Here is a 24,339-nt window from a genome sequence, read left to right on the forward strand (position 1 = left end):
CCTTGATTCGCTATGATTTGTTAGATGAACATGATTGATGTTCTTGATTTTTAGCAGATTGCGATTGCAGCCATGCCCAAAACCTAACGGCGCGAAGTATAAAATCGGTAACGATGAACCGGAAACGCTTCGCCAGCCTGAAAAACATCTCTTTCCATAGGTAGCTCTAAAAAACCGTCGGCATCGCTGAGATTGGCGAGGTCGCCAGAGCCGTGCCCCGGCGAAGGTTGCGCCCGCATCAAGCCGTCGTTTGACCAAGTCAGCCGGACAGGCAGAAAATACGTCAGCGCGGGTTTGAACGTAACTGCTTCATTCAATGCAGCCATTTCGGGAAGGCGCGGTGCTTCGCCCATACTTTTGTGCAAAAACGGCAACAAATAGCGACAAGCGCACAAAAACGCCGAAACGGGATTGCCTGGCAAGGCAAAAATGACCGCCCGTTCGGTTATCCGCCCAAACCAAAAAGGCTTGCCGGGTCGCTGCGACACCTTGTGGAAGCACTTTTCGACACCAAGTGCATTGAGCACCTGAGGCACAAAGTCGAACTTGCCTTCCGAGACCGCGCCACTTAGAACGACAATTTCAAATTCGCGTAAAATCTTCTCCAATCCCCTCGCAATCACTTCCCTATCATCGGGGAAATGAAAAATTTGACTCTCCATTTTGAATTCACATTCCAACAACGCGCGCAAAGCGAACACGTTGGATGAGCGAATCTGGTGTGGCAAAGGTGTTTGGCCGACATCCACCAACTCGTCGCCCGTGGACACAATGGCCGTTCGGGGAAGGCGCGCCACCCGAAGTTTTGTTTTCCCAACAGTGGCGGCGACGGCAATTTCCGCAGGGCCTATTTTTTGTCCCTTTTGAACAATCAATGTGCCAGCCTGCCTATCAATTCCCTGAAAATGAATGTTTTGTCGAGGAAATACTGTCTCGCATAAAACGGTCGCCATTCCTTTTTCAATTCGCAAATCTTCATAGCGAACAACCGTGTCGGTACCATCGGGAAGCATCGCACCCGTCATGACTTCTAAACAGTTGGCGAGGTCCCCCAACGTCATGCGAGGCGCTCCTGCAGCCTGAACGCCCTCAAAGGCGAATTGCCGCCGGCCCTTATCCCATTCCGCATGGCTAATGGCAATGCCGTCCATTGCCACGCGGTCGAACGGCGGAAAATCGCGGTCAGCCACGAGGTCTTCAGCCAAAACCCGCCCCAGAGAATTTATCAGCTCCACCTCTTCCGCGGCAGGCGAGAAGACATTTTGCAAAATGATTTTTTCCGCTTCGGCGACGCTGAGCATGGCGTTGATACTTGAAAAAAGGGTAAGGCTGTCTTAAATGAAAACACCGCGAATGTGACGCTTTTTACAGACTTTTGTTTTCAATACTTTCTCATCCTCGCCCACCTTTACCCATCTCGGCCGATAAACGAGCATTTAAAAAAATTAGAAATTGCCTTTCGTGAATGAAACATCAAAAACACAGCAAACTCGCCAAGCCTGCCCTCGGTCAATGGGCGCGAGCGGAATGGGCCATTCTCGGAACGACGTGCGGCAATATCCAATCGCTGGCAAAAGAAGTATGCGCACATTTGTCGCCGCGCTGGAAGACGGGATATGTGGATGCCGACCACAAAGAAGTGAATGAGAGCAAACAAAACTCGCCCTTCTCGCTTGGCTGGACGGATAAAATCGGCTTTCACCGCCTTGATTTTTTGCAAACGCCCAACCTGTGGGAGCAACGCGCTTTGATGAGCGAATTGGACATAGTGTTGGCAAACGGCAACCATTTTGAAGCCGCTCGGCAAATTTTGGCGCTCGACAGCCGGAAATTCGACAGCCTGACGCGCAAATTAGAACGCCTGAAGCAAGTGGATTTGTTGTTGACAAAAAGCAGCGACTCGCATTTCGTGATACCAGCCGAAATGCCGGAGTTTCTAAAAAATCATTTACCTGATTGGGCAGGTATTCCCGTGCTCGACATAGCCGCGGCCAATCGTATCGCTATTTTTTTAGAAAAAAACATCGGGGTTCCCGCTATAAGAGCATTAGTCCTCGCGGGTGGGAAAAGTACCCGAATGGGGCAGGATAAATTCGCCATTGCTTATCACGAGCAACCGCACTGGCAGTTTTTGAAAAATTTATTGAGCAAAAATGGTCTCGAGGTCTACATCTCCTGCCGGTTGGAGCAGGCCGAGTATTTTGTGGGAGAAAAAGTCATAACCGACTCATTTGCAGATTTAGGGCCGATGGGCGCTATCCTCTCTGCTTTTCGCCACGACCCTAACGCAGCGTGGCTGGTGTTGGCCTGCGACCTGCCTTTGTTCGACGAAGCGACACTCCAATTTCTACTTTCCAATCGCAATTCGTCGGCTGTGGCGACGGCCTTTCGCCAACCGTCTGACGAGGCGGGATTTCCCGAGCCTTTGGTCGCTCTATGGGAGCCGAAAAGTTATGCGCGCCTGCTCCGGTTCCTCGCGCAGGGAGTGAGTTGCCCGCGCAAAGTGCTGATAAATTCTTTCATCCACCTACTCGACGCGCCCTCGCCCGAATCTTTGACAAACGCCAACACGCCAGAAGAAAGGGATGCGATTTTGGGAAGGTAGAGCAGGGCCGCAACATTCTCCTCCGCCGCGCAAAATTCTTTTTCCACACCCAAACACGCACTACATTTGACCCCGAATGTTAACACCTTGTCGTCAACAAATTCACCGTTCAGATGCCTACCTCCTCTGCCGCCACAACGCCCACTACCAAAGACAAAACCTCTCCCGGCTACCTGAAATACGAGCTCAAAAGCTACGAAAAAATGCCCGTGAAAATCTGGGACGATGCCATAGACGCCGCCCGCTCTGTAGCCCGCTCCATCGAATTGGCCATCCGGCAGCGTCAGCAGGAAGGCGAAAAAATCGTGTTGGGGCTAGCTACTGGTAGCACTCCCATCAAAGTGTACGAAGAATTGGTGCGGCTGCACAAGGAGGAAGGGCTTAGTTTTCAGAATGTGGTCACGTTCAATCTCGACGAGTATTACCCCATGCCCAAAGAGGCGCAACAGAGCTACTGGCGCTTCATGCACGAGTATCTTTTCGACCATGTGGACATCAAGCCGGAAAACATTCACGTCCCCGACGGCACTTTGCCCATGGAGCAAGTGGCGACGTATTGCGAACGCTACGAAAAGTTGATAGACCTCGCCGGAGGCATTGATATCCAATTGCTTGGCATTGGCCGCACAGGACATATCGGCTTCAACGAGCCGGGCGCTTGGGAAACATCGCCGACCCGCATGGTGCGACTCGACCACCTCACGCGCCACGATGCCATCAAGGATTTTCAGAGCGAGGATGATGTGCCATACCGCGCCATCACGATGGGCGTAGGCAGCATCTTCAAGGCGCGCACGGTCTATCTGATGGCTTGGGGGCCTCACAAGGCCAGCATCATCCAACAGGCCATCGAGGGCGACATCAGCAATTCGGTGCCCGCCTCGTTTTTGCAAAAACACCCCAACGTCAAGGTGATTTTGGACAAAAGCGCCGCAAGTGACCTGACCAAAATGAAGTCTCCATGGCTCGCTGGTATCTGCAATTGGACGGACGATTTGATTTGCAAAGCCGTCGTCTGGCTCTCACAACAGACCGGCAAGCCCATCCTGAAACTCACTGATGAGGACTACAACGAACACGGTCTCAGCGAGTTGATTATAGAGGAGGCTAAACCTTATGAACTGAATATCCGCATTTTCAACCGCCTGCAACACACCATCACAGGCTGGCCCGGCGGCAAGCCCAACGCCGACGACAGCAACCGCCCCGAACGTGCCAAACCTGCCCAAAAGCGCGTCATCATCTTCAGCCCCCACCCCGACGACGACGTGATTTCGATGGGCGGCACCTTTCAGCGTCTGGTGGACCAAGGACATGAGGTGCATGTGGCATATCAGACTTCCGGCAACATTGCAGTACACGACTATGATGCGTTGCGCTACGCGGAATTCATGCTCGAGTTTTCCGAACATCACGGCAGCGTCAGCGACGCAGAGCGCCAACGCTATGAGCGCGTCATCCATTTCTTGCGGAACAAACATTCCGGCGATGCTGACAGCCCCGAAGTGCGGAGCATCAAAGGGCTGATACGCCGGGGTGAGGCCCGTGCGGGCGCTCGGTTCACAGGGCTGACCGACGAGTTCATTCATTTCCTCGATATGCCATTTTACGAAACAGGGCGCACCCGCAAAAAACCGCTTGGAGAGGAGGATATTCGCATCATCGCGGACTTGATGTTGCGCGTGAAACCACACCAAGTGTATGCCGCGGGTGACTTGGCCGACCCGCACGGCACCCACAGAGTCTGCCTTGACGCCATCTTTGGCGCATACCAACAGCTTGAAAAAGAATCTTGGATAAAGGACTGCTGGCTTTGGCTCTACCGAGGCGCATGGCACGAATGGGCCGTCCACGAAATTGAAATGGCTGTGCCGATGAGTCCACAACAGCTGCGCCGCAAGCGACAGGCGATTTTCATGCACCAAAGCCAAAAAGACCATCCGCCATTCCCCGGTGGCGACGACCGAGAATTCTGGCAACGAGCGGAATACCGCAACAAAGAAACTGCCAACACCTACCGGGCACTTGGCTTGGCGGAATACGAGGCAATGGAAGCGTTCGTGCGGTGGAAAGGTTGACTCACAAGTTCGGCACGACGTTTTTTTTCAACATGGCAACAACCGCAACCTGCTCAAAATCAAATACATCAATCATGGCCGTCCGACAAATCCTGTCGAACCGTGGTAAAAATCACAATCTCAATGAAAAACTTTTCAGTCAAACAGTTGATAATTGCCCCTCTGCTGTTGTGTCTCTGCTTGGCCGTTCGCGGACAGGAAGAGGAAATGACCGCAGAAAAAATGCTGGCTATTTTCAACATGAAGTTTGAAATAGCGGCACCCGATGCCACTTTTACAGCGACAGAGCAAGGCTGGGAAGAAGAAGCGACACGCGCCAAATTGGTCTGCTCGGCCTTGCCGGCACCTTACGAGCGCGTATTGGCGGATTTTATGGAAATCACGATGCCAGACGACATCAAGCTGATTTCGAAAGATACCATGTCCGTTGGTGGGCTTGCAGGCTACTTAATGGTCACCGAAGCAACCCCACCTGCCGACGAGCCGGAGCAAGAACATTTCTACGGCATTATGTACATCCGTTCATGGGACAAACTTAGCACCCTCAATATCAACGCGATATATCCCAAATCCCAACACGAGCGCCTGTACAGAAAAATGCTAGCCACCTTCGCCACCGTGCGGAAAAAGGAAGATTAAGTGCAGCACCATCCGACCAGACTTCACCCGCTCCTCGTCCGCGCCGTCGCACAGGCGCTACTGAGTGTTTTTAGGGAAAATCGCCACGCCGACAAAGTGATTGAGCAGACGCTCAAGCAAAACCCCAAGGCAGGCAGCCGCGACCGTGCGTTCATCGCCGAGACCACCTACGAAGTCGTGCGACACTATCGCCTCTACTGCGAAGTTTTGGGGGAGACACCTTTTTCCGAAGTTGATTTTTGGAAAACCATCGGCGTGCACCTGGTGAAAAACGACACTCCCCTACCCCACTGGACAGAATTCAAAACCCTGAAAATGAACGAGATAAAAAGCAAGTTGGAACAAGCCCAACACATTAGGGCGCTCCGCGAAAGCATCCCCGATTGGCTCGACGAAATGGGCAGCCGCGAACTCGGCCTCCTTTGGGACGACACGCTCGCCGCGCTCAATCAGCCCGCCCAAGTCGTGCTTCGTGCCAACCACCTGAAAACCGACCGCGCCGCCTTGCAAAAAACCTTGCGCGAGGAAGGCGTAGAGACACTTCCAGTAGGCGATGCCGATGCCTTGCTATTGACTCGTCGCCAAAACGTGTTCCAGACCAAAGCCTTCAAAAGCGGTTTGTTTGAAGTGCAAGATTATAGCAGTCAGCAAGTTGCGCTCATGCTTGCCCCCGCCCCAGGGATGCGTGTCGTGGATGCTTGTGCGGGAGGTGGCGGCAAAACGCTCCACCTCGCCGCCCTCATGCAAAATCGCGGCAGCCTCATCGCGCTCGACACCCACGCATGGAAATTGGACGAACTCCGACACCGCGCCCGCCGCGCCGGAGCCACCAACATCGAAACCCGCCCTATCGAAAATCGCAAAACCATCAAACGACTCTATGGCTCTGCTGACTGCCTGCTACTCGATGTGCCGTGCAGCGGTCTCGGTGTGCTGCGCCGCAACCCCGACGCAAAATGGAAACTCACGACCGAGTCCATTGACAATCTGCGCGTGGCGCAACAAGACATCCTACAAGCGTATAGCCCCATCGTAAAGCCCGGCGGGCGCATGGTCTATGCCACTTGCAGCATTCTGCCTTCGGAAAATCAAGAACAAGTGGAGACATTCTTGACGGGCGAGGTGGGCAAAAACTTCAAACTTTTGGAAGAAAAGAGAATTTTGCCCCAAGACGAAGGTTTTGACGGATTCTACATGGCCTTGTTCGAACGAGTGAAATAACCAGACTAACAGATAACAGAATCAACAAATCACCAGATTTTGGCTATCAAATCATTCTTCTGCATTGATGCCCACACCTGTGGCAACCCCGTGCGCGTCGTCGCGGGCGGCGGCCCGGTGCTCGAAGGCACCGACATGAGCGAAAAGCGCCAGCATTTCCTGCGCGAATTCGATTGGATTCGGCGTGGACTCATGTTTGAGCCACGCGGTCACGACATGATGTCAGGCAGCATCCTCTACCCGCCGAGTGACCCGGCAAACGACGTAGGCATCCTTTTCATCGAAACGAGCGGCTGTCTGCCCATGTGCGGGCATGGCACCATCGGCACGGTCACCGTCGCCATTGAGCAGGGTTTGGTAATGCCGAAGCAGCCCGGTTTTTTGAAACTTGAAGTTCCGGCTGGGGAAATTTTGGCTGAGTATAAGCAGGAGGGTAAAAAAATTAAGTCGGTGAAAATCAGGAACGTAAAGTCGTTTTTGCACTCCGAAAACATCGAAGTCGACTGTTCGGGTTTGGGAAGGCTGAAACTTGATGTGGCCTACGGCGGCAACTTCTACGGCATCGTTGACCCGCAGGAAAACTTTCCCGGTATGGAGCATTTTACGGCAGAACAGCTCGTCGTATGGGCACGGGAAATTCGCCAAAGAGTGAATGAAAAACACACGTTCGTTCACCCTGAAAACCCGACGATTTCAGGCATGAGCCATGTACAGTGGACGGGTAAAACCTTGAACGCCAACTCGACAGCTCGCAACGCCGTTTTTTATGGCGACAAAGCGATTGACCGCTCGCCTTGCGGCACCGGTACTTCGGCGCGCATGGCGCAATGGCACGCGAAAGGGAAACTAAAACTGGGTCAGGAATTCATACACGAGAGCATCATCGGCTCACAATTCATAGGCCGAATAGAAGAAGAAACGACCTTGGCCGCCCGCCCGGCCATTGTGCCCAGCATTGAAGGCTGGGCAATTGTTCATGGGTTCAATCACATCCTTTTCGACGATGATGACCCGTATGTGCATGGTTTTCAAGTGGTTTGAAGGCTTGCCCGGCCAAGCGGAGCGGCTGGGCAAGCCTTCAAAGCTCAATACCCTCCCCACGCGCGGTCGCCTTTTTTGTAGTCAACCGTCGTGTATTTGCCGGGATACTCGACGAAGCGCAGCGCCTGTGTCGCGCCAATTTCGGAGGTGAAATAGCCCCACAGCGCGAGGTCTTTGAATGCCTGAAAGTAGTGATTCGGGTCTTCCCGCTTCTTTTTGTTTTTCTGAAATTCCCGGCGTTCCTTGTCCACAGCTGTCAAAAACTCTGTGCGTTGCGCCGACGAGAGTTTCGTGAACGACTTTTTGCCGTATCGTTTTTGGCACTCAGATTCCAAAGTGGCAAGGCCGTCTATGAAGCGTTTTTGGTCGTCGGGTTCGTAGCAGTCGCTCACCATGACGGCCATGAACTGCCCGACTTTGGCAGCCTTTGCACCTGGCGTGTCGGTCGTGGGGATGATGGTGTCGGCCACTTCGTTCATGAGCTTGATTTGACTTTTGCTGAACAGGCCGATGCCCGCGTAGTCTTCGGGCAGGTCGTCGAGGGCATCCCAGTCAATGTTTTTTGCCAGCAGGCTGTCGGCGCCGAGCAGGCTGCCGCCGATGAGGAGGGATGTGCGTTGGAGAAGTTCTCTTCTATTCATGTTGAGTGAGTGAATGTGCGAGTGAGTGAATAGGTTTCAAGGTTTTAGAGTTATTTTTTCCGTTGTTGGCATCCAGTTGACAACGGCACTGAGTTTTCCAATTGGTCATTCCTCTCCGCCAGCCAGCAGAAAGGAACGACACAAGGTTGTACTGCGGATTTGCAAATCCGCCGCTACAAATTCCCCTTCTTCAACTCCCCCACCGCATAATCCGCCGCCCGCGCCGTGAGCGCCATGAAGGTGAGCGAGGGATTGACACAGGAGATGGAGGTCATGCAAGAGCCGTCGGTGACGAATACGTTGGGCACATCGTGCATCTGATTCCAGCGGTTGAGCACGGAGGTTTTCGGGTCGGCGCCCATTCGCATCGTGCCCATTTCGTGGATGGCCATGCCGGGGAAGGAGCCGTTGTCGAAGGTGTTGACGTTTTTCACGCCAGAGGCTTCGAGCATTTCGGCGGCGTCGGCCATCATGTCTTTGCGCATTTTGTACTCGTTTTCTTTGAGTTCGCAGTCAATAGCAAGGACATACTGGCCCCATTTGTCTTTCCGTGTTTTGTCGAGCGTGACCTTGTTTTCGTAGTACGGCAACATTTCGCCGAAGCCACCCATGCCAATGCTCCATTGGCCGGGTTCGCAAAGCGCTTCTTTGAAAGCAGCGCCAACGCTGAGTTCGGCCACCTCGCGGCTCCAGCCCTGACGGCTGGCAGCACCTTGATAGCCGAAGCCACGCAAGTAATCTCGTTTATCGCCGAAAAGATTGCGGAAACGCGGGACGTAGATGCCGTTGGCGCGGCGGCCGTAAGTGATTTTGTCCTCGTAGCCTTCCACGATGCCGCCAGCGCCGCAGCGGAAGTGGTGGTCCATGAGGTTGTGGCCGAGTTGGCCGCTTGAGTTGCCGATGCCGTCGGGCAGGCCGCCCATCTCGATGGAGTTCAGAAGCAGCTGTGTAGAGCCGAGCGTGGAGCCGCAGACGAAGATGATTTTGGCTTCGTACTCAATGGTTTGCATCGTTTCGGCATCAATGACCAGCACGCCTTTCGCCCGTTTTTTGTCTTTGTCATAAAGAATTTGATTGACGATGGAGAATGGCCGCAAGGTCAAATTCCCGGTGGCGACAGCGGCAGGCAAGGTGGACGATTGGGTGCTGAAATACGCCCCGAACTGGCAACCGCGTGCGCACAGGTTGCGATACTGGCAAGAGCCACGCCCTTTGTGCTCTTGGGTCAGGTTGGCCACACGACCGATTATCATGCGGCGATGCTCCCATTTCGCCTTGATGCGGGCGGCCACTTCTTTTTCCACGATATTGAGTTCCATCGGCGGCAAAAACTTGCCGTCGGGCAGTTGTGGCAGTCCTTCCAACGAGCCGCTGATGCCAGCAAACTCTTCCACATAATCGTACCACGGCGCAATGTCGGCATAGCGAATCGGCCAGTCAATAGCGATGCCTTCTTTGGCGTTGGCCTCAAAGTCGAAGTCGCTGAGGCGATAACTTTGGCGACCCCACATGAGCGATTTGCCGCCGACGTGGAAGCCACGATACCAGTCGAAACGCTTCACCTCGGTGTATGGGCATTCGAGGTCGTTGACCCACCAGTCGGGCGTGAACTCGTTGTAGGGGTAGTCGCGCTTTTGCACGGGGTGGGTGGCTTTCATCTCGTTGGTGAGCCTGCCCCGGTGCGGGAATTCCCAGATTTTCTTCGTTGCGGCTTGATAGTCCACGACATGTCGGACGTTTTTGCCGCGTTCTAGCATGATGGTTTTGAGACCTTTTTCGGTGAGTTCTTTTGCCGCCCAGCCTCCGGCGATACCGGAGCCGACCACAATTGCGTCGTATTTCTCTGCCATGAGTGTTATAGTGTTGGTTGCTGGTTGTTGGTTGTTCGTTGTTGGTTGTTGGTTGTTTGTTGTTGGTTGTTTGTTGTTCGTTGTTGGTTGTTGGTTGTTCGTTGGTGGTTGTTCGTTGGTGGTTGTTCGTTGGTGGTTGTTCGTTGGTGGTTGTTCGTTGGTGGTTGTTCGTTGGTGGTTGTTCGTTGTTCGTTGTTTGTTGGTGGTTGTTCGTTGGTGGTTGTTCGTTGGTGGTTGTTCGTTGGTGGTTGTTCGTTGGTGGTTGTTCGTTGGTGGTTGTTCGTTGGTGGTTGTTCGTTGGTGGTTGTTCGTTGGTGGTTGTTTGTTGGTGGGTGGTGGTTGGTAGAGTAGAGTTTAAAAGTTGATTTTTAGAGCAAAGAACTCAAATAACGAATGTAGCCGTTTACAATGGTGATAGCAGTTTCAATTTTTTTCACGCCTTCTGAAAATTCTTCTGACGTCAGATAGCCGTCCTCTTTGGCTGAAATGGCATCGTCCCAAACTTCGTAGAGCGAACCTCGTGAAATTCGCACAAATTGAATATTCTCCCCGTGATGATGTCTTCCAAATCCTTCGGCAATATTTCGAGTAGTGGAGCGAGCAGCACGGCTCATGTTGTCTTTCAAATCGTAGTCTTTCGGGAAATTTTCCTTGACGATTTTCCTCACCCATCGCACGACCTCACGGCAGGCTTTCCACGCTTCCAATTCTTCAAAGTGAGTAAGTTTTGCCATAATAAAACCTTTTCAAAAACGTGGTCAACTCTACAAACCAACAACCAAAAACGAACAACCACCAACGAACAACCACCAACGAACAACAAACAACAAACAACAAACAACAAACAACGAACAACAAACAACGAACAACAAACAACCAAACTACACATCACAGATATCAATCGCCTTCGCCAGCGAACCCAATTTATCCGTTGCCACCGGGATAAACTCCTGCGCCACATAGCCTTTGAACCCCGTAGCTGCAATGGCCCGCATGATGGCGGGGTAGTAAAGTTCCTGCGTTTCGTCAATTTCGTGACGGCCCGGCACCCCGGCGGTGTGGTAGTGGCCGAAGTACTGGTGATTGTTCTGAATCGTGCGAATCACGTCGCCCTCGTTGATTTGCATGTGGTAGATGTCCCACAGGATTTTGAAATTTTCGGAGCCGAGGCGTTTGCAAAGTTCCACTGTCCAGGGAGTGTTGTCGGCCATGTAGTCGGGGTGGTTCACTTTGGAGTTGAACACTTCGATTTGTAGCACCACGCCGTGTTTTTCCGCCAGCGACATGATTTTTTTCAGCCCCATCACGCAGTTTTTCAGCCCCGTCTCGTCGTCCATGCCGCGCTTATTGCCGCTAAAACAAATCAGGTTTTTATAGCCCGCCTTCGCCACAAGTGGTATCATTTCTGAGTAATTCTGCACGAGTTTGTCGTGGAATTTCGGGTCGTTCCAGCCGTCCACAAGGTTGATTTCCGCGCCGTTGCACATGGAGGAGTCGAGGCCGTGTTTTTTCAGCGTGTCCCAATCTTTCGGCCCCACGAGGTCAATGGCCGTGATGCCGATTTGTTTAGCGAAAATGCAGAGCTCGTCGAGCGGCGTGTCGTTGAAGCACCATCGGCAGACGGAATGGCGGATATTGCCTTTTCGCACCATCGTTCGTTCGCTCTCAGATATTTTTGTAAAAGAAAACGCGGGCGAAGCTGTCAGGGCGGCGGCTCCGGCGAGCATGGATTTGAGTACGCGGCGACGTGTGGGCATTTTTTTGAGCGATAAAACGATGAGTGAAAAACAGAGGGGCAAACTAAGTCAACTTATCGGAGAAAATTTTTTCCTTTTTTCAAAAAAAAATAAAATTTGATTGCGCCGGACAGATGCTCGGTCAAACATGGTATCCAAAAGTGGCAAAACGGCGGAAGTTTGAGCGGTTGCTTGTTTTGTGAAAAACAAAAAATATCCAATGCCTATGTAATTTGCGATTATCCCGCGAACACTGACAGGGAAACAATTGGCAAATATGAAAATCAAGAAGAAGCATCTCACACAAATGTTGGCTGGCTTAATGCTGGGCGCGTTGGGGGGGTATGTCGGCATGAAGATGGGCAAGCACTTGGGGCATTTCGCCCCTACTGACAACCTGTTTCAAAAGGTCGTGACCATCGCCACGGCGTTTTTTGCGTTGTGGTTTGCGCTGGCGTTCCACGAGATGGCGCATCTGGCCACAGGTCTGCGGCAGGGGTTTCGATTTCATCTTTATGTAGCTGGATTCTTGGGCATACGCCGCGACCCGGAAACGGAGCGTGTGGTCGTGTATTTCAACACCGACCCACAACTCTTCGGCGGTGTGGCAGCGACCCTGCCTGTCGAGAACACACCTGACCTCACCCGACGTTTTGCCCGGCTGGTCGTAGCGGGGCCAATAGGCTCCTTGCTGCTGACGGTAGTGGGCGCTTGGGCTGGATGGCACCTGACGGGCGCCGAATCGGCTGGACTGCGATGGCTCGCGGTATTTTTCCTTGTCAGCGCCATCACCTCGTTTTTTTTGTTTCTGGCCACCACGGTACCAAGCCGAACCGGAATGTTTTTCACGGATCGGGCGCGTTATTTTCGCCTGACCGCCGGAGGCCAAACATCCGAGATAGAACGAGCCATGCTCTCGCTGATAGCGCACGCCCATTCGGGCAAATCCTTGGCGACGCTCGACATGACCGATGTTGACACCGTGCGACAAGACAAGGACTACGCCATCTACGCCGACCTCTACGCTTACTCCCACTACTTGGCCACTCATCAGCCAGAACAAGCCTTGCAAGTGGCCGAACGATTGAGCGATTTGCCCGACGAGATGCCTCCAATTTTTCAAGCCGAATTGTTGAAAGAAGTGTGTTTTGCTGCCGCTTTTTTGAAAAATGACTCGGAAGGCGCAAATGCTTGTTGGAAAAAAATCGAAAAGCAATTGGCCCGAAGGAAGGATGTGTCGGCGCTGCGTATCAAGTCCGCACTGTCAAAAGTAAATGGAGAATTGGCCGAAGCAAAGCGATTGGCTCAACAGGCACTGGCAATGCTGGATAAAAAATCCGTATTGAGTGGCAGCGAGCTCCTTGAACGACAGCTATTGCAAACATTGGCTTGATGCAGACTACGTTTTGACATTTGCCCCTCAAATGAGGTTTGCATCGTTTTCCTGTTTCTGCTTATCGAATTTTTCTAAACATCGGCTCTTGCTTCCCGTTGTTTTGCAATTCAATTTTGAAAACCTTCACGAATAATATTCACTCAAATCAAATTTCTGTCATGAAAAAATCGCTCTTTCTCGCAGCATCTCTTTTTTTGCTCAACGCTTTTGCTTTTGCTCAAAGCGCCGAGGACATCATTGCCAAACACATCAAAGCCATTGGTGGCGACAATTGGAGTAAAGTGAACTCCATAAAAATGGAGGCCACCATTGCTGCTGAAGCAGCCGCCGGAATGACTATTAGCTACTCCATGACGGCCATCCGCGACAAAGCAGCTCGCATGGACGTGTCGGTGATGGGCATGAACCAAGTTTCTGTCGTCAACGGCGACAAAGGCTGGACCATCAATCCTTTTGCTGGCCAGACCTCTGCCGAACCGCTCACCCCCGACCAAGTCAAAAACATGATGGACCAGACCGACATTGACGGAACTATCATTGGATATAAGGAGAAAGGCTACAAGGTGGAATATGTCGGCAAAGAAGACGTGGAAGGCACCGAGGCGCTCAAAATCAAGGTGGACAAGGGCGAAGGAAAACTGGAGTATCTCCTCTACGACCCGGAAAGCTACTACGAAATCAAAAACGTCCGGGTGGACAACGTGGATGGCCAAGAGGTCGAAACCGCCACAATATATTCCAATTTCAAGGCTGTGGACGGCATCACGATGCCCTATACCATGCAACAAGCCAACCCAATGATGGGCAGCACCACTATTTCTCTGACAAAAGTCACGCTCAACCCAACAGTGGACGAGAAGATTTTTGAAATGCCGAAGAAGTGATTGTTATACCTTGATTCGCTAGGATTTGTCAGATGAACATGATTTAAACCCCTGATTTTGAGCAGATTGCGATTGCAGCTATGCCCAAAACTTGGCGACGCGAGGTATAAATAGTGATGCAAATCACGGGTTGAAATTTTTGAGCATCAGATATTAAAGCACATATTCAGGCGGTGATTGCTAACCACCGCCTGAATAGCATACATTTTCATCTATGAAGCACTTCCTCCTCCTTTTTGCCCTTTCCCTCCTTTCCAACGCACACGCCCAAACCCAACTCACCTCCGCCACCTTTGGTGCCATCGAGGCACGCAGCATTGGCCCAGCGGTGATGAGCGGGCGCATCACGGCCATCGAAGGCGTGGCCACCGACCCCAAGGTGCTGTACGTCGGCACGGCGGGCGGCGGCGTGTGGAAGTCCAATACCGCTGGCATGACCTTCGACCCGGTGTTCGACAAGCACCCGCAATCCATCGGCGCTTTGGCCATTGACCCCGTCAAGCCCAACACCGTGTGGGTGGGCACTGGCGAGAGCAACATGCGCAACAGCGTGTCCATCGGTCTCGGCATTTACAAGAGCACCGACGGCGGGCGCAACTGGAACCGCATGGGCCTCGAAAAAAGCGAGCATATTTCCAAAATCGTCATCCACCCCACCGAGCCAAACACCGTGTATGTGGCCGTGCCCGGCCCCCTGTGGAGCGACAGCCCCGACCGCGGCCTCTACAAGACCACCGACGGGGGCAAGACTTGGGAGAAAATCCTCTACACCGACGAAAAGACCGGCTGCGCGGACATCCTCCAAGACCCGCGCAACCCCGACGTGCTGTTGGCCTCCATGTGGCAGGTGCGTCGCACGCCCTATTCCTTCGCGTCGGGCGGCCCCGGCAGTGCCCTGCACAAGAGCACCGACGGCGGCAAAACTTGGCGCAAAATCACCAACGGCCTGCCCACCGGCGAATTTGGCCGCATCGCCTTGGCCTTGGCGCCCAGCGCGCCCGACAACGTGTTTGCCATCGTCGAGAGCGAAAACACCAGCCTGCTCATTTCCGCCGACGGCGGCGAATCGTGGAAATACCAGAGCGCCACGTCCAACGTGACGGCCCGGCCCTTCTATTTCAGCACGCTCGTAGTGGACCCCAAAGACCCCAAGCGCGTCTATCGCCCCGCCTTCTCCCTCTCCATCAGCACCGACGGCGGCTACTCTTTCTCCGACGGCGGGCGCACCAGCGGCTGGGTGCACGCCGACCACCACGCCCTCTGGATCAACCCCAACAGCACCAATCACCTCTACCTCGGCACCGACGGCGGCGTGTACATGAGCCTCGACCACGGCGTATCGTGGACGCACCTGAAAAACCTGCCCGTGTCGCAGTACTACCAAGTGGCCACCGACGACCAAACGCCCTACAACGTCTATGGCGGCCTGCAAGACAACGGCTCGTGGCGCGGCCCCTCCCAGAGCAAGGGCGGCATCGAAAACCGCGACTGGGAATCGCTCAACGGCGGCGACGGCTTCTGGGTGCAGCCTGACGACACCGACACCGACATCGTGTACGCCGAAAGCCAGGGCGGCAACATCAACCGCGTCAACCTAAAAACCGGGCAGAACAAGTTCATCCAGCCCCAAGAAAAACAGGGCGACCCCAAGTACCGCTGGAACTGGAACACGCCCTTGGTGAAAAGCACGGCCAAGCCCGGCACGCTCTACTGCGGTGCCCAGTTCCTGTTCAAAACCACCGACCGCGGCAACTCTTGGACGCGCATCTCGCCCGACCTGACCACCAACGACACCGTCAAGCAGCAGCAGTACGCCAGCGGCGGCCTCACCGTGGACAACACCTCTGCCGAAAACCACTGCACCATCTACTCCATTGGCCCCTCGCCGCTCGACGAAAACCTGATCTTCGTGGGCACCGACGACGGCAATATCCAGGTCACCCGCGACGGTGGAAAAACTTGGACCCTCATTTCCCAAAACATCCCCGGCGTGCCCCCCGGCACTTGGGTGAGCCGCGTGACCCCCAGCCGCCACGCTCGCAACCGCGTCTATGCCACCTTCGACCGCCACGCCTATGGCGATATGCGCACCTACGCTGCTCGCACCGACGACGGCGGCCGCACCTGGTCGTCCATCAGCACCGACGACGTGCTGCAAGGCTACGCCCACGTCATCATCGAGGATTTGGAAAACCCCGACCTGCTGTTCCTCGGCACCGAGTTCGGCCTGTACATCAGCAACGACGGAGGCCAAAACTGGGTACTGTACAAGTCCAACTTCCCGGAATATGTGGGCGTGCGAGACATTGTCGTCCAGCCCCGCACCAACGACCTCGTCGTAGCCACGCACGGGCGCGGCATCTTCATTCTCGACGACATCTCCCCCTTCCGCCGCCTTACGCCCGACCTGCTCCAGCGCCCGGTGGCCCTGTTGCCCACGCGGCCCACGCCCGTCACCACGGGCCACTACGGGCAGGCATTCCCTAACACGGATGCCTACGCTGGCCCCAACCCCACGGAGAACGCCGTCATTCAGTATTACCTCAAAGACCGTCTAAACACGGGCGACGTGACCCTTGAAATCTTCGACCCCTCCGGCAAAAAAGTGGCCTCCATGCCCGGCACCAAGCGCAAAGGCATCAACATGGTGCGCTGGGACCTGCGCACCGCGCCGCCCAAGGCCGCCAAGGGCTTGTTGCTGCAAGGCGAGTTCGGGGTGTACGCGGGTTTCCTCGGCCAAATGGCCATGCCGGGTACCTACACTGTACGCCTCACAGTCGGCGAGTACAGCGACACGGGCACCCTCACGCTCATCCCCGACCCCGTGCAGCCCGACCTTGACTACGCCAAGCGCCGCGCCCTGTCCGACGAACTGTTCGGCATGGTGGAAACCCTCGGCCTGCTGGTGGCGCAGGTGCAAAACGCCAAAGACAGCGCCGACCGCCGCGCCGCCGTGGTGAAAGACAAGGCCCTGAAAACCAAACTCGACCGCTTTAGCGCCGACCTCGAAGCATTCCGCAAAACACTCACCGAGACCATCGAATCCAAAGGCATCACCGGTGAACAGCAGCTCCGCGCCCGCCTTGGGCGGCTGTATGTGTTCACGGAAATCTCCGACGAACTGCCTACGCAGTCTGTGCTCGACAAAATGCAGGTTGTGCGCGGCGAGCTCCAACAAGCCAGCGCTCAGGCCGACGGTTATTTCGGCAAAGACTTGGCCGCGCTGAACGCCGCCTTGCAAAAGGCCAAGCAAGCACCCATCCCGCTACTCGACCGAGCGGCATTCGAGCGGGGGCATGAGACGGGGGCGAAGCCGGAAGGTGCGGGGAATTTGGAAGAGCGGTTGCGGAAGGGGCGGTGGTAAAGCTATACTAAATTTTTCCAAAGAGGCACAAAGGGGCGAGGGACTTATACCTCGTGCCGCCAAGTTTTGAGCGTGATAAAAACCGCAATCTGTTCAAAGCAACGAAAATCATAGTCGTCTGACAAATTTTGACAAATCAAGGTATGAAGAACGACCTCTCTGAGTTCCCTTCCAGCTTTGTCTGTAGGGCTTCTTTCTACCGCTGCACCACCAACTTCGCCACCCCCAGCAGCCGCCCCTGCCGATACGCCGCCACATAGTGCATCCCGCTGCTCGCGCCGTGTAAGGGTATGCGGATGCCCGGATGCGCGTAGGCCTGCCGGTACAGCGGCTTGCCCTCCGGCGAGAGCAGTACGACTATCACATCCCGTTCGGGAAGGTCGGCGGGCAGGGTGACGTAGGTCTCAACCGATGCAGGGTTGGGGGCACAGCGGATTTCCGCCTCCTGCGCGAAGACCGCCGATTCCACGCCCGTAATGATGTTAACCTCCCCGCAGCCGGGCGTCAGACAGCCCAGAGAATCCAGCTTCAACAGCTAGGCGTGTGTCTCAATCACCCCCGTCATGCGATTAGTGATGTCGCCACAGGCGATGTAGCCGCCATCTCCTGTTTTTTTGATGTGATAAATCCCATGCACAAACCCGGAATTTGTCGTGTCGGCATAATTGCGCTCCCAGAGCAATTGCTTGTGCTCATCCACCCGGAATATCCAGCCCGAGCGAATCCAGGTCGCAGAATTCGGGTTGGTCTTGTTGAGCGTCTGGAAGCCACAACCCACTATGCCTTTATCCCAGATAGCATGGGTGTAAAGCACGTCCTTGCCCGTCTGGTTATGGAAAATCAGAGAGTCATACACTATTCCCTGTGCATTCATATAATACAGCCCGGGCGGATGTATCTCCCATTGAGGGCTGAGGTACTGCGTGTGATACCACTGATAGATGTAATCGTCTGCGCCAATCTGCTCAACGTTGCAGGTGTAAGGCGCAAATACTGTCGACAGTTCCTTGCGCCAAATGACCCCTCCGTAGGGGTTCATGAGCATCAGCCCCCCCTGTGGTATTGTAACCGTTGCAACCCGGCTCCGGACAGTAAATATACGATGTCAAATAATTTCCTTCAGCGGTTGCCAATAATCTATAATTCGTCGTCCCCCTGTAATCATGATTGAATGGGAATAGATCAATTTCTTCCCCATCCTAGGTAACTGTTGCCACAAAAGGTAGCCATACGGTACAAGTGAAGTTCAATTGCTTCGGAGGAGGTCTCCGGCAGCCGAATACTTAGAAAATCTGGTTTTTCTCGCTGTGTTTTAGCCAGCACTGCCAAATCGGGCTGAAAACCGACTGCCTGACTCTGCTCGCGCAAAGAGGCTTCCATGCCGTCCACGTCCACAACGCTTGAAAACGGTTTAGCGCTTTGGAAGAATTCTTTGTGCTCTTTGAGGTTTAAGACATTTTGGGGCACTGGCTTTAACCTTTGGGATGCTTGCTGCGCGTCAGAGGTTGTGACGGTCAAAAATAACGCAAAAAGCTAGATTGACAGGAGTTTGAACGGGTCGTGAAGAAACCGTACCATCTCCTAGGCTTGAGAATATGATTGTTTCATTGTGAGAAGTTTTTGATGTGCCCACTTCTTTTACCACTTTTCGGCAAGCGTGGGCGTATTTCCTCTGTTTTGGGTGCGGTGCGGCAATACTCAAACTCCCGCATATTTTGTTGTGATAAAGGTAGTGTGCTAAGCATGGCAAGGCAACAGCAGCAAGAAAACTCAATGTAGGTATCACATACGCCTCTACTTTTTTCGCTCACTCCCAGCCATACACCGTACTTCTTATCTTTGCCTCAAACGCTACCTGCGTCTATGCGCGGCAGCCAACGCAGACGCCCGCTTAATATATATCTTGATTCGCCAAGATTTGTCATTTCACCATGATTGATGTTTTTGGCTTTGAACAGATTGCGTTTTTAATCATGCTCAAAACTTGGCGGAGTAAGGCATGCCAAAGGTCCAAATACAACATCACTAATTACAGCCATGACATTTTCCACAACACAAGCGCTGGAAATCCTCGAAAGAACTCCCGATGCGCTACACACCATGCTCCATCAAATTTCTGAGGATTGGACCTATCAAAACGAAGGACCGGACACCTGGTCGGTGTTTGATGTGGTCGGCCACCTACTCCACGGAGAAAAAACGGACTGGATACCGAGGGCGACGCTCATCCTCTCGGACCGGGCCGACAAGACTTTTGAACCGTTCGACCGCTTTGCGCAGTATGAAACTAGCAAGGGCAAAAACATTCAGACGCTGTTGGAGGAATTTCGTGATGCGCGAAAAGAGAGCCTGGCGGAACTACGCCGCCTAAACATCTCGGATGCCGACCTGCAAAAAACCGGCATTCACCCCACATTTGGCGAGGTGACACTTGCTCAGTTGCTGTCCACTTGGGTCGTGCATGACCTCAACCATGTATCACAAATCGCAAGAATCATGGCCAAGCAGTACAAAGAAGAAGTCGGGCCTTGGACGGCATTTTTGAGGATACTTCAATAAACAATGCCCACACACCATACCTATTCACCCACACTACTGAACATTGTTTTTGTGCTGCAAAGACGCAAAGGCACAAAATGCGGCAAATCAATGCATATTTTGCGTTGCGTCTTTTTGACTTCGTGGCAAATTTGAAAATTGCCAGTAGTGTGCTATTCACCCCACCACAGCCTCTATCACTTGCCCTTCCACGTCAGTCAGTCGGAAGGGGCGGCCTTGAAATGGGTAAGTGAATTTTTCGTGGTCAAAGCCTAATTGGTGCAAAATGGTGGCCTGAATATCATAAACCGAAACCTTGTCTTTCACGGCGTTGTAGCCCACCTCGTCGGTCTCTCCATGTGACACACCTGCTTTGACACCACCGCCTGCCATCCATATCGTGAAAGCATCGGTGTGGTGGTCGCGCCCCTTGTAGGGCATGGTCACGCCGTTGCGGTTTTCCATCATGGGTGTCCGGCCAAATTCTCCTCCCCACACGATGAGCGTTTCGTCGAGCAGGCCGCGTTGTTTCAGGTCGAGTATCAGCGCGGTGATGGCCTTGTCCGTTTCGCGGCATTTGTTGACCAAACCGATATCAATGGAGAGATATGCGTCGGAGCCATGTGTATCCCAGCCCCAGTCGTAGAGTTGCACGAATCGGACACCTTTCTCCACTAATTTTCGCGCCAGCAGCACGTTGTTGGCGAAACACGCCTTGCCCGGCTTGGTTCCATACATATCATGGATGTAGATTGGCTCGTTTTCGATATTCATCACCTCAGGTGCCGTGATTTGCATTTTGTAGGCCATCTCATATTGCGCGACGCGCGAGAGGATTTCGGGGTCGCCGTACTCGTGGTAGGTCTCTTGGTTCACCTTGTTGATGGCCTCGATAGAGGCTTTACGCAAGGCGCGGTCTATACCCTCCGGGTCTTTCAGGAACAGCACCGGGTCGCCCACCGAGCGGCATTGGACCCCTTGATAAACGGAAGGCAAAAAGCCGCTGCCCCACACGCTTTTGCCGGCATCAGGGTCTTTGCCACCTGAAGTCAGCACCACGAAGCCGGGCAAATTGGCATTTTCAGACCCCAAGCCATAAGTGACCCAAGCCCCCATACTTGGCCTGCCGAGGCGCGGGCTGCCCGTGTGCATCAACAGTTGGGCGGGCGCATGGTTGAACTGGTCGGTTTGGACGGCTTTTAAAAAGGCAAGTTCGTCGGCAACGGTGGAAAGGTGTGGCAAGTAGTCGGAAATCCATGCACCCGATTGTCCGTGTTGTTGAAATTTTGCTTGGGGACCCAACATCTTCGGCACCCCCCGAATAAAGGCGAAACGTTTGCCTTCGAGGAATGATTGTGGACAATCTTGCCCGTCCAATTTTGCCAAGGCAGGCTTGTAGTCGAACAATTCGAGTTGGGAGGGAGCGCCTGCCATGTGCAGATAAATCACCGATTTGGCTTTTCCCGGAAAATGCGGTGGGCGGGGGGCAAGTGGGTTGGCCGGGTTGAAAGCGATGGTCTCCTCTCCCCCACCCGATGGCCCGCAGCCACCGAGCAATTGGCCCAAGGCCAAAGAGCCAAGTCCGAACGCGCATTGTTTCAAGAACAGCCGTCGCGTGGCTTGAAGTGCCTCAAAGTCTGTGACAGAAGGATTTGCCATGTGGCAAACTTAGTAACTATACCCAGATTAAAGAGGATTTTAGGATGCCCTTGATTGATTTGTATGATTTTCAAAGGATTGCGAGCGCCGTTTGTTCAAAGCCACCTTGTCAGACCCTATACTCAGGGGGCCTGCCCGGCCAAGTGAAGCGGAGGGGGCTGATTTGCGTTGACTATAATACTATGCAATTTCCTCAACAAAAGGTTGGCAAATTTATGCCGCAAAAAGCCATCCGCCTTACCAGTCTTCCCGCACGATGCGCATCACCGTCTCCACCACATCCTCCACTTGTGGCTTGGAGTGATAGTCGCCATCCTGACCGTAGGCTGGGCGGTGCGGCTTGGCGACGAGTGTGGCGGGTTTGGCATCGAGCCAACGATAGCCGCCTTGTTGTTCCAACACCTGCTGAAGCATGAACGCGGATGCGCCACCTTCAAAATCCTCGTCGAGAAAGAGCACGCGGTTGGTTTTTTTCAAACTTTCCACACAAGTATGCTGCAAATCGAAAGGCAACAAAGTCTGCACGTCAATGAGTTCGACGGAGATGCCCTGCTGCGCCAGCAAGTCGCAAGCCTTTTCTGCCACCCGCACGCAAGCCCCGTAGGTGATAAGCGTGAGGGCATCGCCGGTGCGCAGGATTTCCGGCACACCAAGCGGCACGGTGAAGGTGCCGATGTTGTCGGGCAGGCGTTCCTTGAAGCGATAGGCATTGAGCACTTCCACCACGATGGCCGGGTCGTCGCCCCGCAGCAGGGTGTTGTACATTCCGGCTGCTTGCGTCATGTTGCGCGGCACACAGATGTGCATACCGCGCAGGGAGCCAAGCATCATGCCGAGCGGCGAGCCTGCGTGCCACACGCCGACCAGTCGGTGCCCCCGAGTGCGGATGATGGCTGGTGCGATTTGCATATTGTTGGAGCGCCACCTGAGCGTGCAGAGGTCGTCGGAAAGCGGTGGCAAGCCATAGAGCAGATAGTCAAGGTACTGGATTTCGGCGATGGGGCGCAGGCCGCGCATGGCGAGGCCGATGGCTTGCCCCATGATGGTCCACTCGCGGATGCCTGTGTCGAACACACGCTCCTCACCATATTTCTGCTGCATCCCGCGCATGCCCTGATTCACGTCGCCAATGTGGCCGACATCTTCGCCAAATACAATGAGTTCGGGATGTGTTTCAAAATTCTTGTCAAAACAGGCGTTGAGCACTTCGTAGCCGTCTTTGAGCGGCGACTCGCCGGAATAGACAGCAGGCTCCACGGGCACTTCGAGCGGCGACTTGGGCGACTCGCTGAGCAGGTTGTGCGAGTAAATCATATCGCCTTCCACCCGCTCGGCATGGATGAACGACCGCAAGTCTGTTGCTTCGGCGCTGTTTTTATCAGGCGCTGACAGCAGGGCGCGACGCGCTATTTCGAGCAGTTCGTAGCGCAAGGGGTCGCGTCTTTGTTCCAGTTCTTTGAGCAGCGCGGACACCGAGGGTTCGGCAGGCAGTTTTTGCAAGAGCGAGGTCAATTCTTTTTTCAAGTCTGCCACTTTGTCGTGATAGGCACGATAGGCGCGTTGAGCAGCCTCGGTGGCTTCGCGCTTGGCTTCCGCCTTGATGTGTTCCACTTCTTCGGGTGTGGCGATGCCGTTGGCGAGCATCCATTCGGCCATGCGGCGGTTGCAGTCGAATTCTTCTTCCCACGCCAAGCGTTCGGGGCTTTTGTAGCGGCGATGGTCGCCAGAGGTAGAGTGGCCGAGTTGTTGCGTTACCTCTTGAATGTGAAAAAGAGCTGGGCGGTGGGTGACGCGCATTTTGTCCACCGCGTCGCGGTAGAGCTGACAAAGACCCGGATAGTCCCAAGCCTTGCCGGTGTAGATATCGAGGCCTGTGCTATCTTTTTTGCCGTCGGGTCGAAACCCTTCAAGTATCTCTGAAATGCTTTCTTTGGTGGTTTGATATTTCTTTGGCACCGAGATGCCGTAGCCGTCGTCCCACACGGAAACGGCGAGCGGCACCTGCATCACCCCTGCCGCATTGATGGTTTCCCAAAAAGGGCCTTCAGAAGTGGAGGCATCGCCGATGGTAACAAAAGTGACTTCGTTGCCCTTGTCGGAAAGGTCGCCGCAGAGGTTGGGCAGCTCGCGGAATTTTTTGGAGGCAAAAGCAAGCCCTAATCCGCGCGCCATTTGGCCGCCCGTCGGCGCGACATCGGAGGAGATGTTGTAGCGGTTTTTCAAATCGAGAAAATTGCCTTCGCCATCCACGAAGGGTGTTGCAAAATGGCAATTCATTTGGCGGCCACCCGAAAAGGGGTCATTGTAGGGGTCGCCATAGAGTTGGGCAAAAAATTCGTCGAGATTCATTAAACCCAATGCCAGCATAAGTGTTTGGTCGCGGTAATAGCCGGAGCGGAAATCCCCTTTTCGCCATGCTTTGGCCATGGCGACTTGCGCGACTTCTTTTCCGTCGCCGATGATGCCAAAGTTTGCTTTTCCGGTGAGCACTTCCTTGCGGGCGATGACGCTGGCTTCGCGGCTCAAGCAGCAAATTTTGAAATCGTTCAGCACTTCCTTGCGATAGGCTTCGGTGAGTTGGGCGGGCTGTTTTTTGCGACGCGGCGTAGTGATGGTTGCGGCCATTCTTGTCTGTTTGGTTAAGCATTTCGTTGGCGCAAAGCTACGTCATTTTTCCCGCTTTCAGG

The 24,339-nt window shown here is 53.9% G+C and carries 19 protein-coding genes; 9 read left to right on the plus strand and 10 right to left on the minus strand.

Annotation, left to right across the window (positions count from 1 at the left end):
* Positions 1-83: 83 nt before the first annotated feature.
* Positions 84-1,301 (minus strand): molybdopterin molybdotransferase MoeA, encoded by a 1,218-nt coding sequence (locus KIS77_04855; protein ID MCW5921650.1) that lies wholly within the window; start codon positions 1,299-1,301, stop codon positions 84-86.
* 164 nt (positions 1,302-1,465) lie between these two features.
* Between KIS77_04855 and KIS77_04860 the strand changes: the two genes are divergently transcribed.
* The 5 genes from KIS77_04860 (at position 1,466) to KIS77_04880 (ending at position 7,584) form a co-directional block, all read left to right on the plus strand.
* Positions 1,466-2,605, plus strand: a complete 1,140-nt coding sequence (locus KIS77_04860; protein MCW5921651.1) for an NTP transferase domain-containing protein — start codon at positions 1,466-1,468, stop codon at positions 2,603-2,605.
* 113 nt (positions 2,606-2,718) lie between these two features.
* Entirely contained in the window at positions 2,719-4,683 is a 1,965-nt protein-coding gene (gene nagB / locus KIS77_04865; GenBank protein ID MCW5921652.1) for a glucosamine-6-phosphate deaminase, read from the plus strand.
* Positions 4,684-4,806: 123 nt separating this feature from the next.
* On the plus strand, positions 4,807-5,322 hold the full coding sequence (locus tag KIS77_04870) for a hypothetical protein (protein MCW5921653.1): 516 nt from the start codon (positions 4,807-4,809) through the stop codon (positions 5,320-5,322).
* Positions 5,323-6,543: an RNA methyltransferase gene (locus tag KIS77_04875; protein ID MCW5921654.1), complete on the plus strand. Its 1,221-nt coding sequence runs from the start codon at positions 5,323-5,325 to the stop codon at positions 6,541-6,543. It abuts the gene before it with no gap.
* Between the two features lie 12 nt (positions 6,544-6,555).
* Positions 6,556-7,584 (plus strand): 4-hydroxyproline epimerase, encoded by a 1,029-nt coding sequence (locus KIS77_04880; GenBank protein MCW5921655.1) that lies wholly within the window; start codon positions 6,556-6,558, stop codon positions 7,582-7,584.
* Between the two features lie 44 nt (positions 7,585-7,628).
* Here KIS77_04880 and KIS77_04885 read toward each other — a convergent pair whose 3' ends face one another.
* The 4 genes from KIS77_04885 to KIS77_04900 all read right to left on the minus strand — a co-directional run bounded on the left by KIS77_04885 (position 7,629) and on the right by KIS77_04900 (position 11,832).
* Entirely contained in the window at positions 7,629-8,225 is a 597-nt protein-coding gene (locus KIS77_04885) for a gluconate 2-dehydrogenase subunit 3 family protein (protein MCW5921656.1), read from the minus strand.
* 173 nt (positions 8,226-8,398) lie between these two features.
* Positions 8,399-10,075, minus strand: a complete 1,677-nt coding sequence (locus KIS77_04890; protein ID MCW5921657.1) for a GMC family oxidoreductase — start codon at positions 10,073-10,075, stop codon at positions 8,399-8,401.
* 368 nt (positions 10,076-10,443) lie between these two features.
* Positions 10,444-10,809, minus strand: a complete 366-nt coding sequence (locus KIS77_04895) for a four helix bundle protein (protein MCW5921658.1) — start codon at positions 10,807-10,809, stop codon at positions 10,444-10,446.
* A 147-nt stretch (positions 10,810-10,956) separates the two neighbouring features.
* On the minus strand, positions 10,957-11,832 hold the full coding sequence (locus KIS77_04900) for a TIM barrel protein (GenBank protein ID MCW5921659.1): 876 nt from the start codon (positions 11,830-11,832) through the stop codon (positions 10,957-10,959).
* 256 nt (positions 11,833-12,088) lie between these two features.
* On the opposite strand from KIS77_04900, the gene KIS77_04905 reads away from it, so the two are divergent.
* The 3 genes from KIS77_04905 to KIS77_04915 all read left to right on the plus strand — a co-directional run bounded on the left by KIS77_04905 (position 12,089) and on the right by KIS77_04915 (position 17,455).
* Complete coding sequence (locus KIS77_04905; GenBank protein MCW5921660.1) at positions 12,089-13,204, plus strand: M50 family metallopeptidase; 1,116 nt, start codon at positions 12,089-12,091, stop codon at positions 13,202-13,204.
* A 161-nt stretch (positions 13,205-13,365) separates the two neighbouring features.
* Positions 13,366-14,091 (plus strand): hypothetical protein, encoded by a 726-nt coding sequence (locus tag KIS77_04910; GenBank protein MCW5921661.1) that lies wholly within the window; start codon positions 13,366-13,368, stop codon positions 14,089-14,091.
* 214 nt (positions 14,092-14,305) lie between these two features.
* A complete protein-coding gene (locus KIS77_04915) occupies positions 14,306-17,455 on the plus strand; it encodes a hypothetical protein (protein MCW5921662.1) in 3,150 nt (1,049 codons plus the stop codon).
* A 196-nt stretch (positions 17,456-17,651) separates the two neighbouring features.
* Here the strand turns inward: KIS77_04915 and KIS77_04920 are convergent, their stop codons facing one another.
* The 3 genes from KIS77_04920 to KIS77_04930 all read right to left on the minus strand — a co-directional run bounded on the left by KIS77_04920 (position 17,652) and on the right by KIS77_04930 (position 18,922).
* Positions 17,652-17,819, minus strand: coding sequence for a hypothetical protein (locus KIS77_04920; GenBank protein MCW5921663.1), 168 nt, complete (start codon positions 17,817-17,819; stop codon positions 17,652-17,654).
* Between the two features lie 171 nt (positions 17,820-17,990).
* Positions 17,991-18,500: a hypothetical protein gene (locus KIS77_04925; protein ID MCW5921664.1), complete on the minus strand. Its 510-nt coding sequence runs from the start codon at positions 18,498-18,500 to the stop codon at positions 17,991-17,993.
* Positions 18,501-18,637: 137 nt separating this feature from the next.
* On the minus strand, positions 18,638-18,922 hold the full coding sequence (locus KIS77_04930; GenBank protein ID MCW5921665.1) for a hypothetical protein: 285 nt from the start codon (positions 18,920-18,922) through the stop codon (positions 18,638-18,640).
* Positions 18,923-19,492: 570 nt separating this feature from the next.
* Between KIS77_04930 and KIS77_04935 the strand changes: the two genes are divergently transcribed.
* The gene (locus KIS77_04935) at positions 19,493-20,014 is read left to right on the plus strand and encodes a DinB family protein (GenBank protein ID MCW5921666.1); all 522 of its coding nucleotides are present in this window, start codon (positions 19,493-19,495) and stop codon (positions 20,012-20,014) included.
* Positions 20,015-20,170: 156 nt separating this feature from the next.
* On the opposite strand, the gene KIS77_04940 is transcribed toward KIS77_04935, so the two are convergent.
* The gene (locus tag KIS77_04940; GenBank protein ID MCW5921667.1) at positions 20,171-21,652 is read right to left on the minus strand and encodes a DUF1501 domain-containing protein; all 1,482 of its coding nucleotides are present in this window, start codon (positions 21,650-21,652) and stop codon (positions 20,171-20,173) included.
* 237 nt (positions 21,653-21,889) lie between these two features.
* Positions 21,890-24,277, minus strand: coding sequence for a transketolase (locus tag KIS77_04945; GenBank protein MCW5921668.1), 2,388 nt, complete (start codon positions 24,275-24,277; stop codon positions 21,890-21,892).
* Between the last annotated feature and the right edge of the window lie 62 nt (positions 24,278-24,339).

The organism is Saprospiraceae bacterium (genome assembly GCA_026129545.1).
In the GTDB taxonomy this organism is placed as follows: domain Bacteria; phylum Bacteroidota; class Bacteroidia; order Chitinophagales; family Saprospiraceae; genus M3007.

Coding starts and splice junctions, on each gene's coding strand:
- KIS77_04855 (MCW5921650.1), bottom strand. CDS start 1,301: ATGCTCAGCGTCGCCGAAGCGGAAAAAATCATTTTGCAAAATGTCTTC.
- KIS77_04860 (MCW5921651.1), top strand. CDS start 1,466: ATGAAACATCAAAAACACAGCAAACTCGCCAAGCCTGCCCTCGGTCAA.
- nagB (MCW5921652.1), top strand. CDS start 2,719: ATGCCTACCTCCTCTGCCGCCACAACGCCCACTACCAAAGACAAAACC.
- KIS77_04870 (MCW5921653.1), top strand. CDS start 4,807: ATGAAAAACTTTTCAGTCAAACAGTTGATAATTGCCCCTCTGCTGTTG.
- KIS77_04885 (MCW5921656.1), bottom strand. CDS start 8,225: ATGAATAGAAGAGAACTTCTCCAACGCACATCCCTCCTCATCGGCGGC.
- KIS77_04890 (MCW5921657.1), bottom strand. CDS start 10,075: ATGGCAGAGAAATACGACGCAATTGTGGTCGGCTCCGGTATCGCCGGA.
- KIS77_04895 (MCW5921658.1), bottom strand. CDS start 10,809: ATGGCAAAACTTACTCACTTTGAAGAATTGGAAGCGTGGAAAGCCTGC.
- KIS77_04900 (MCW5921659.1), bottom strand. CDS start 11,832: ATGCCCACACGTCGCCGCGTACTCAAATCCATGCTCGCCGGAGCCGCC.
- KIS77_04905 (MCW5921660.1), top strand. CDS start 12,089: ATGAAAATCAAGAAGAAGCATCTCACACAAATGTTGGCTGGCTTAATG.
- KIS77_04910 (MCW5921661.1), top strand. CDS start 13,366: ATGAAAAAATCGCTCTTTCTCGCAGCATCTCTTTTTTTGCTCAACGCT.
- KIS77_04915 (MCW5921662.1), top strand. CDS start 14,306: ATGAAGCACTTCCTCCTCCTTTTTGCCCTTTCCCTCCTTTCCAACGCA.
- KIS77_04925 (MCW5921664.1), bottom strand. CDS start 18,500: ATGCTCATGAACCCCTACGGAGGGGTCATTTGGCGCAAGGAACTGTCG.
- KIS77_04935 (MCW5921666.1), top strand. CDS start 19,493: ATGACATTTTCCACAACACAAGCGCTGGAAATCCTCGAAAGAACTCCC.
- KIS77_04940 (MCW5921667.1), bottom strand. CDS start 21,652: ATGGCAAATCCTTCTGTCACAGACTTTGAGGCACTTCAAGCCACGCGA.
- KIS77_04945 (MCW5921668.1), bottom strand. CDS start 24,277: ATGGCCGCAACCATCACTACGCCGCGTCGCAAAAAACAGCCCGCCCAA.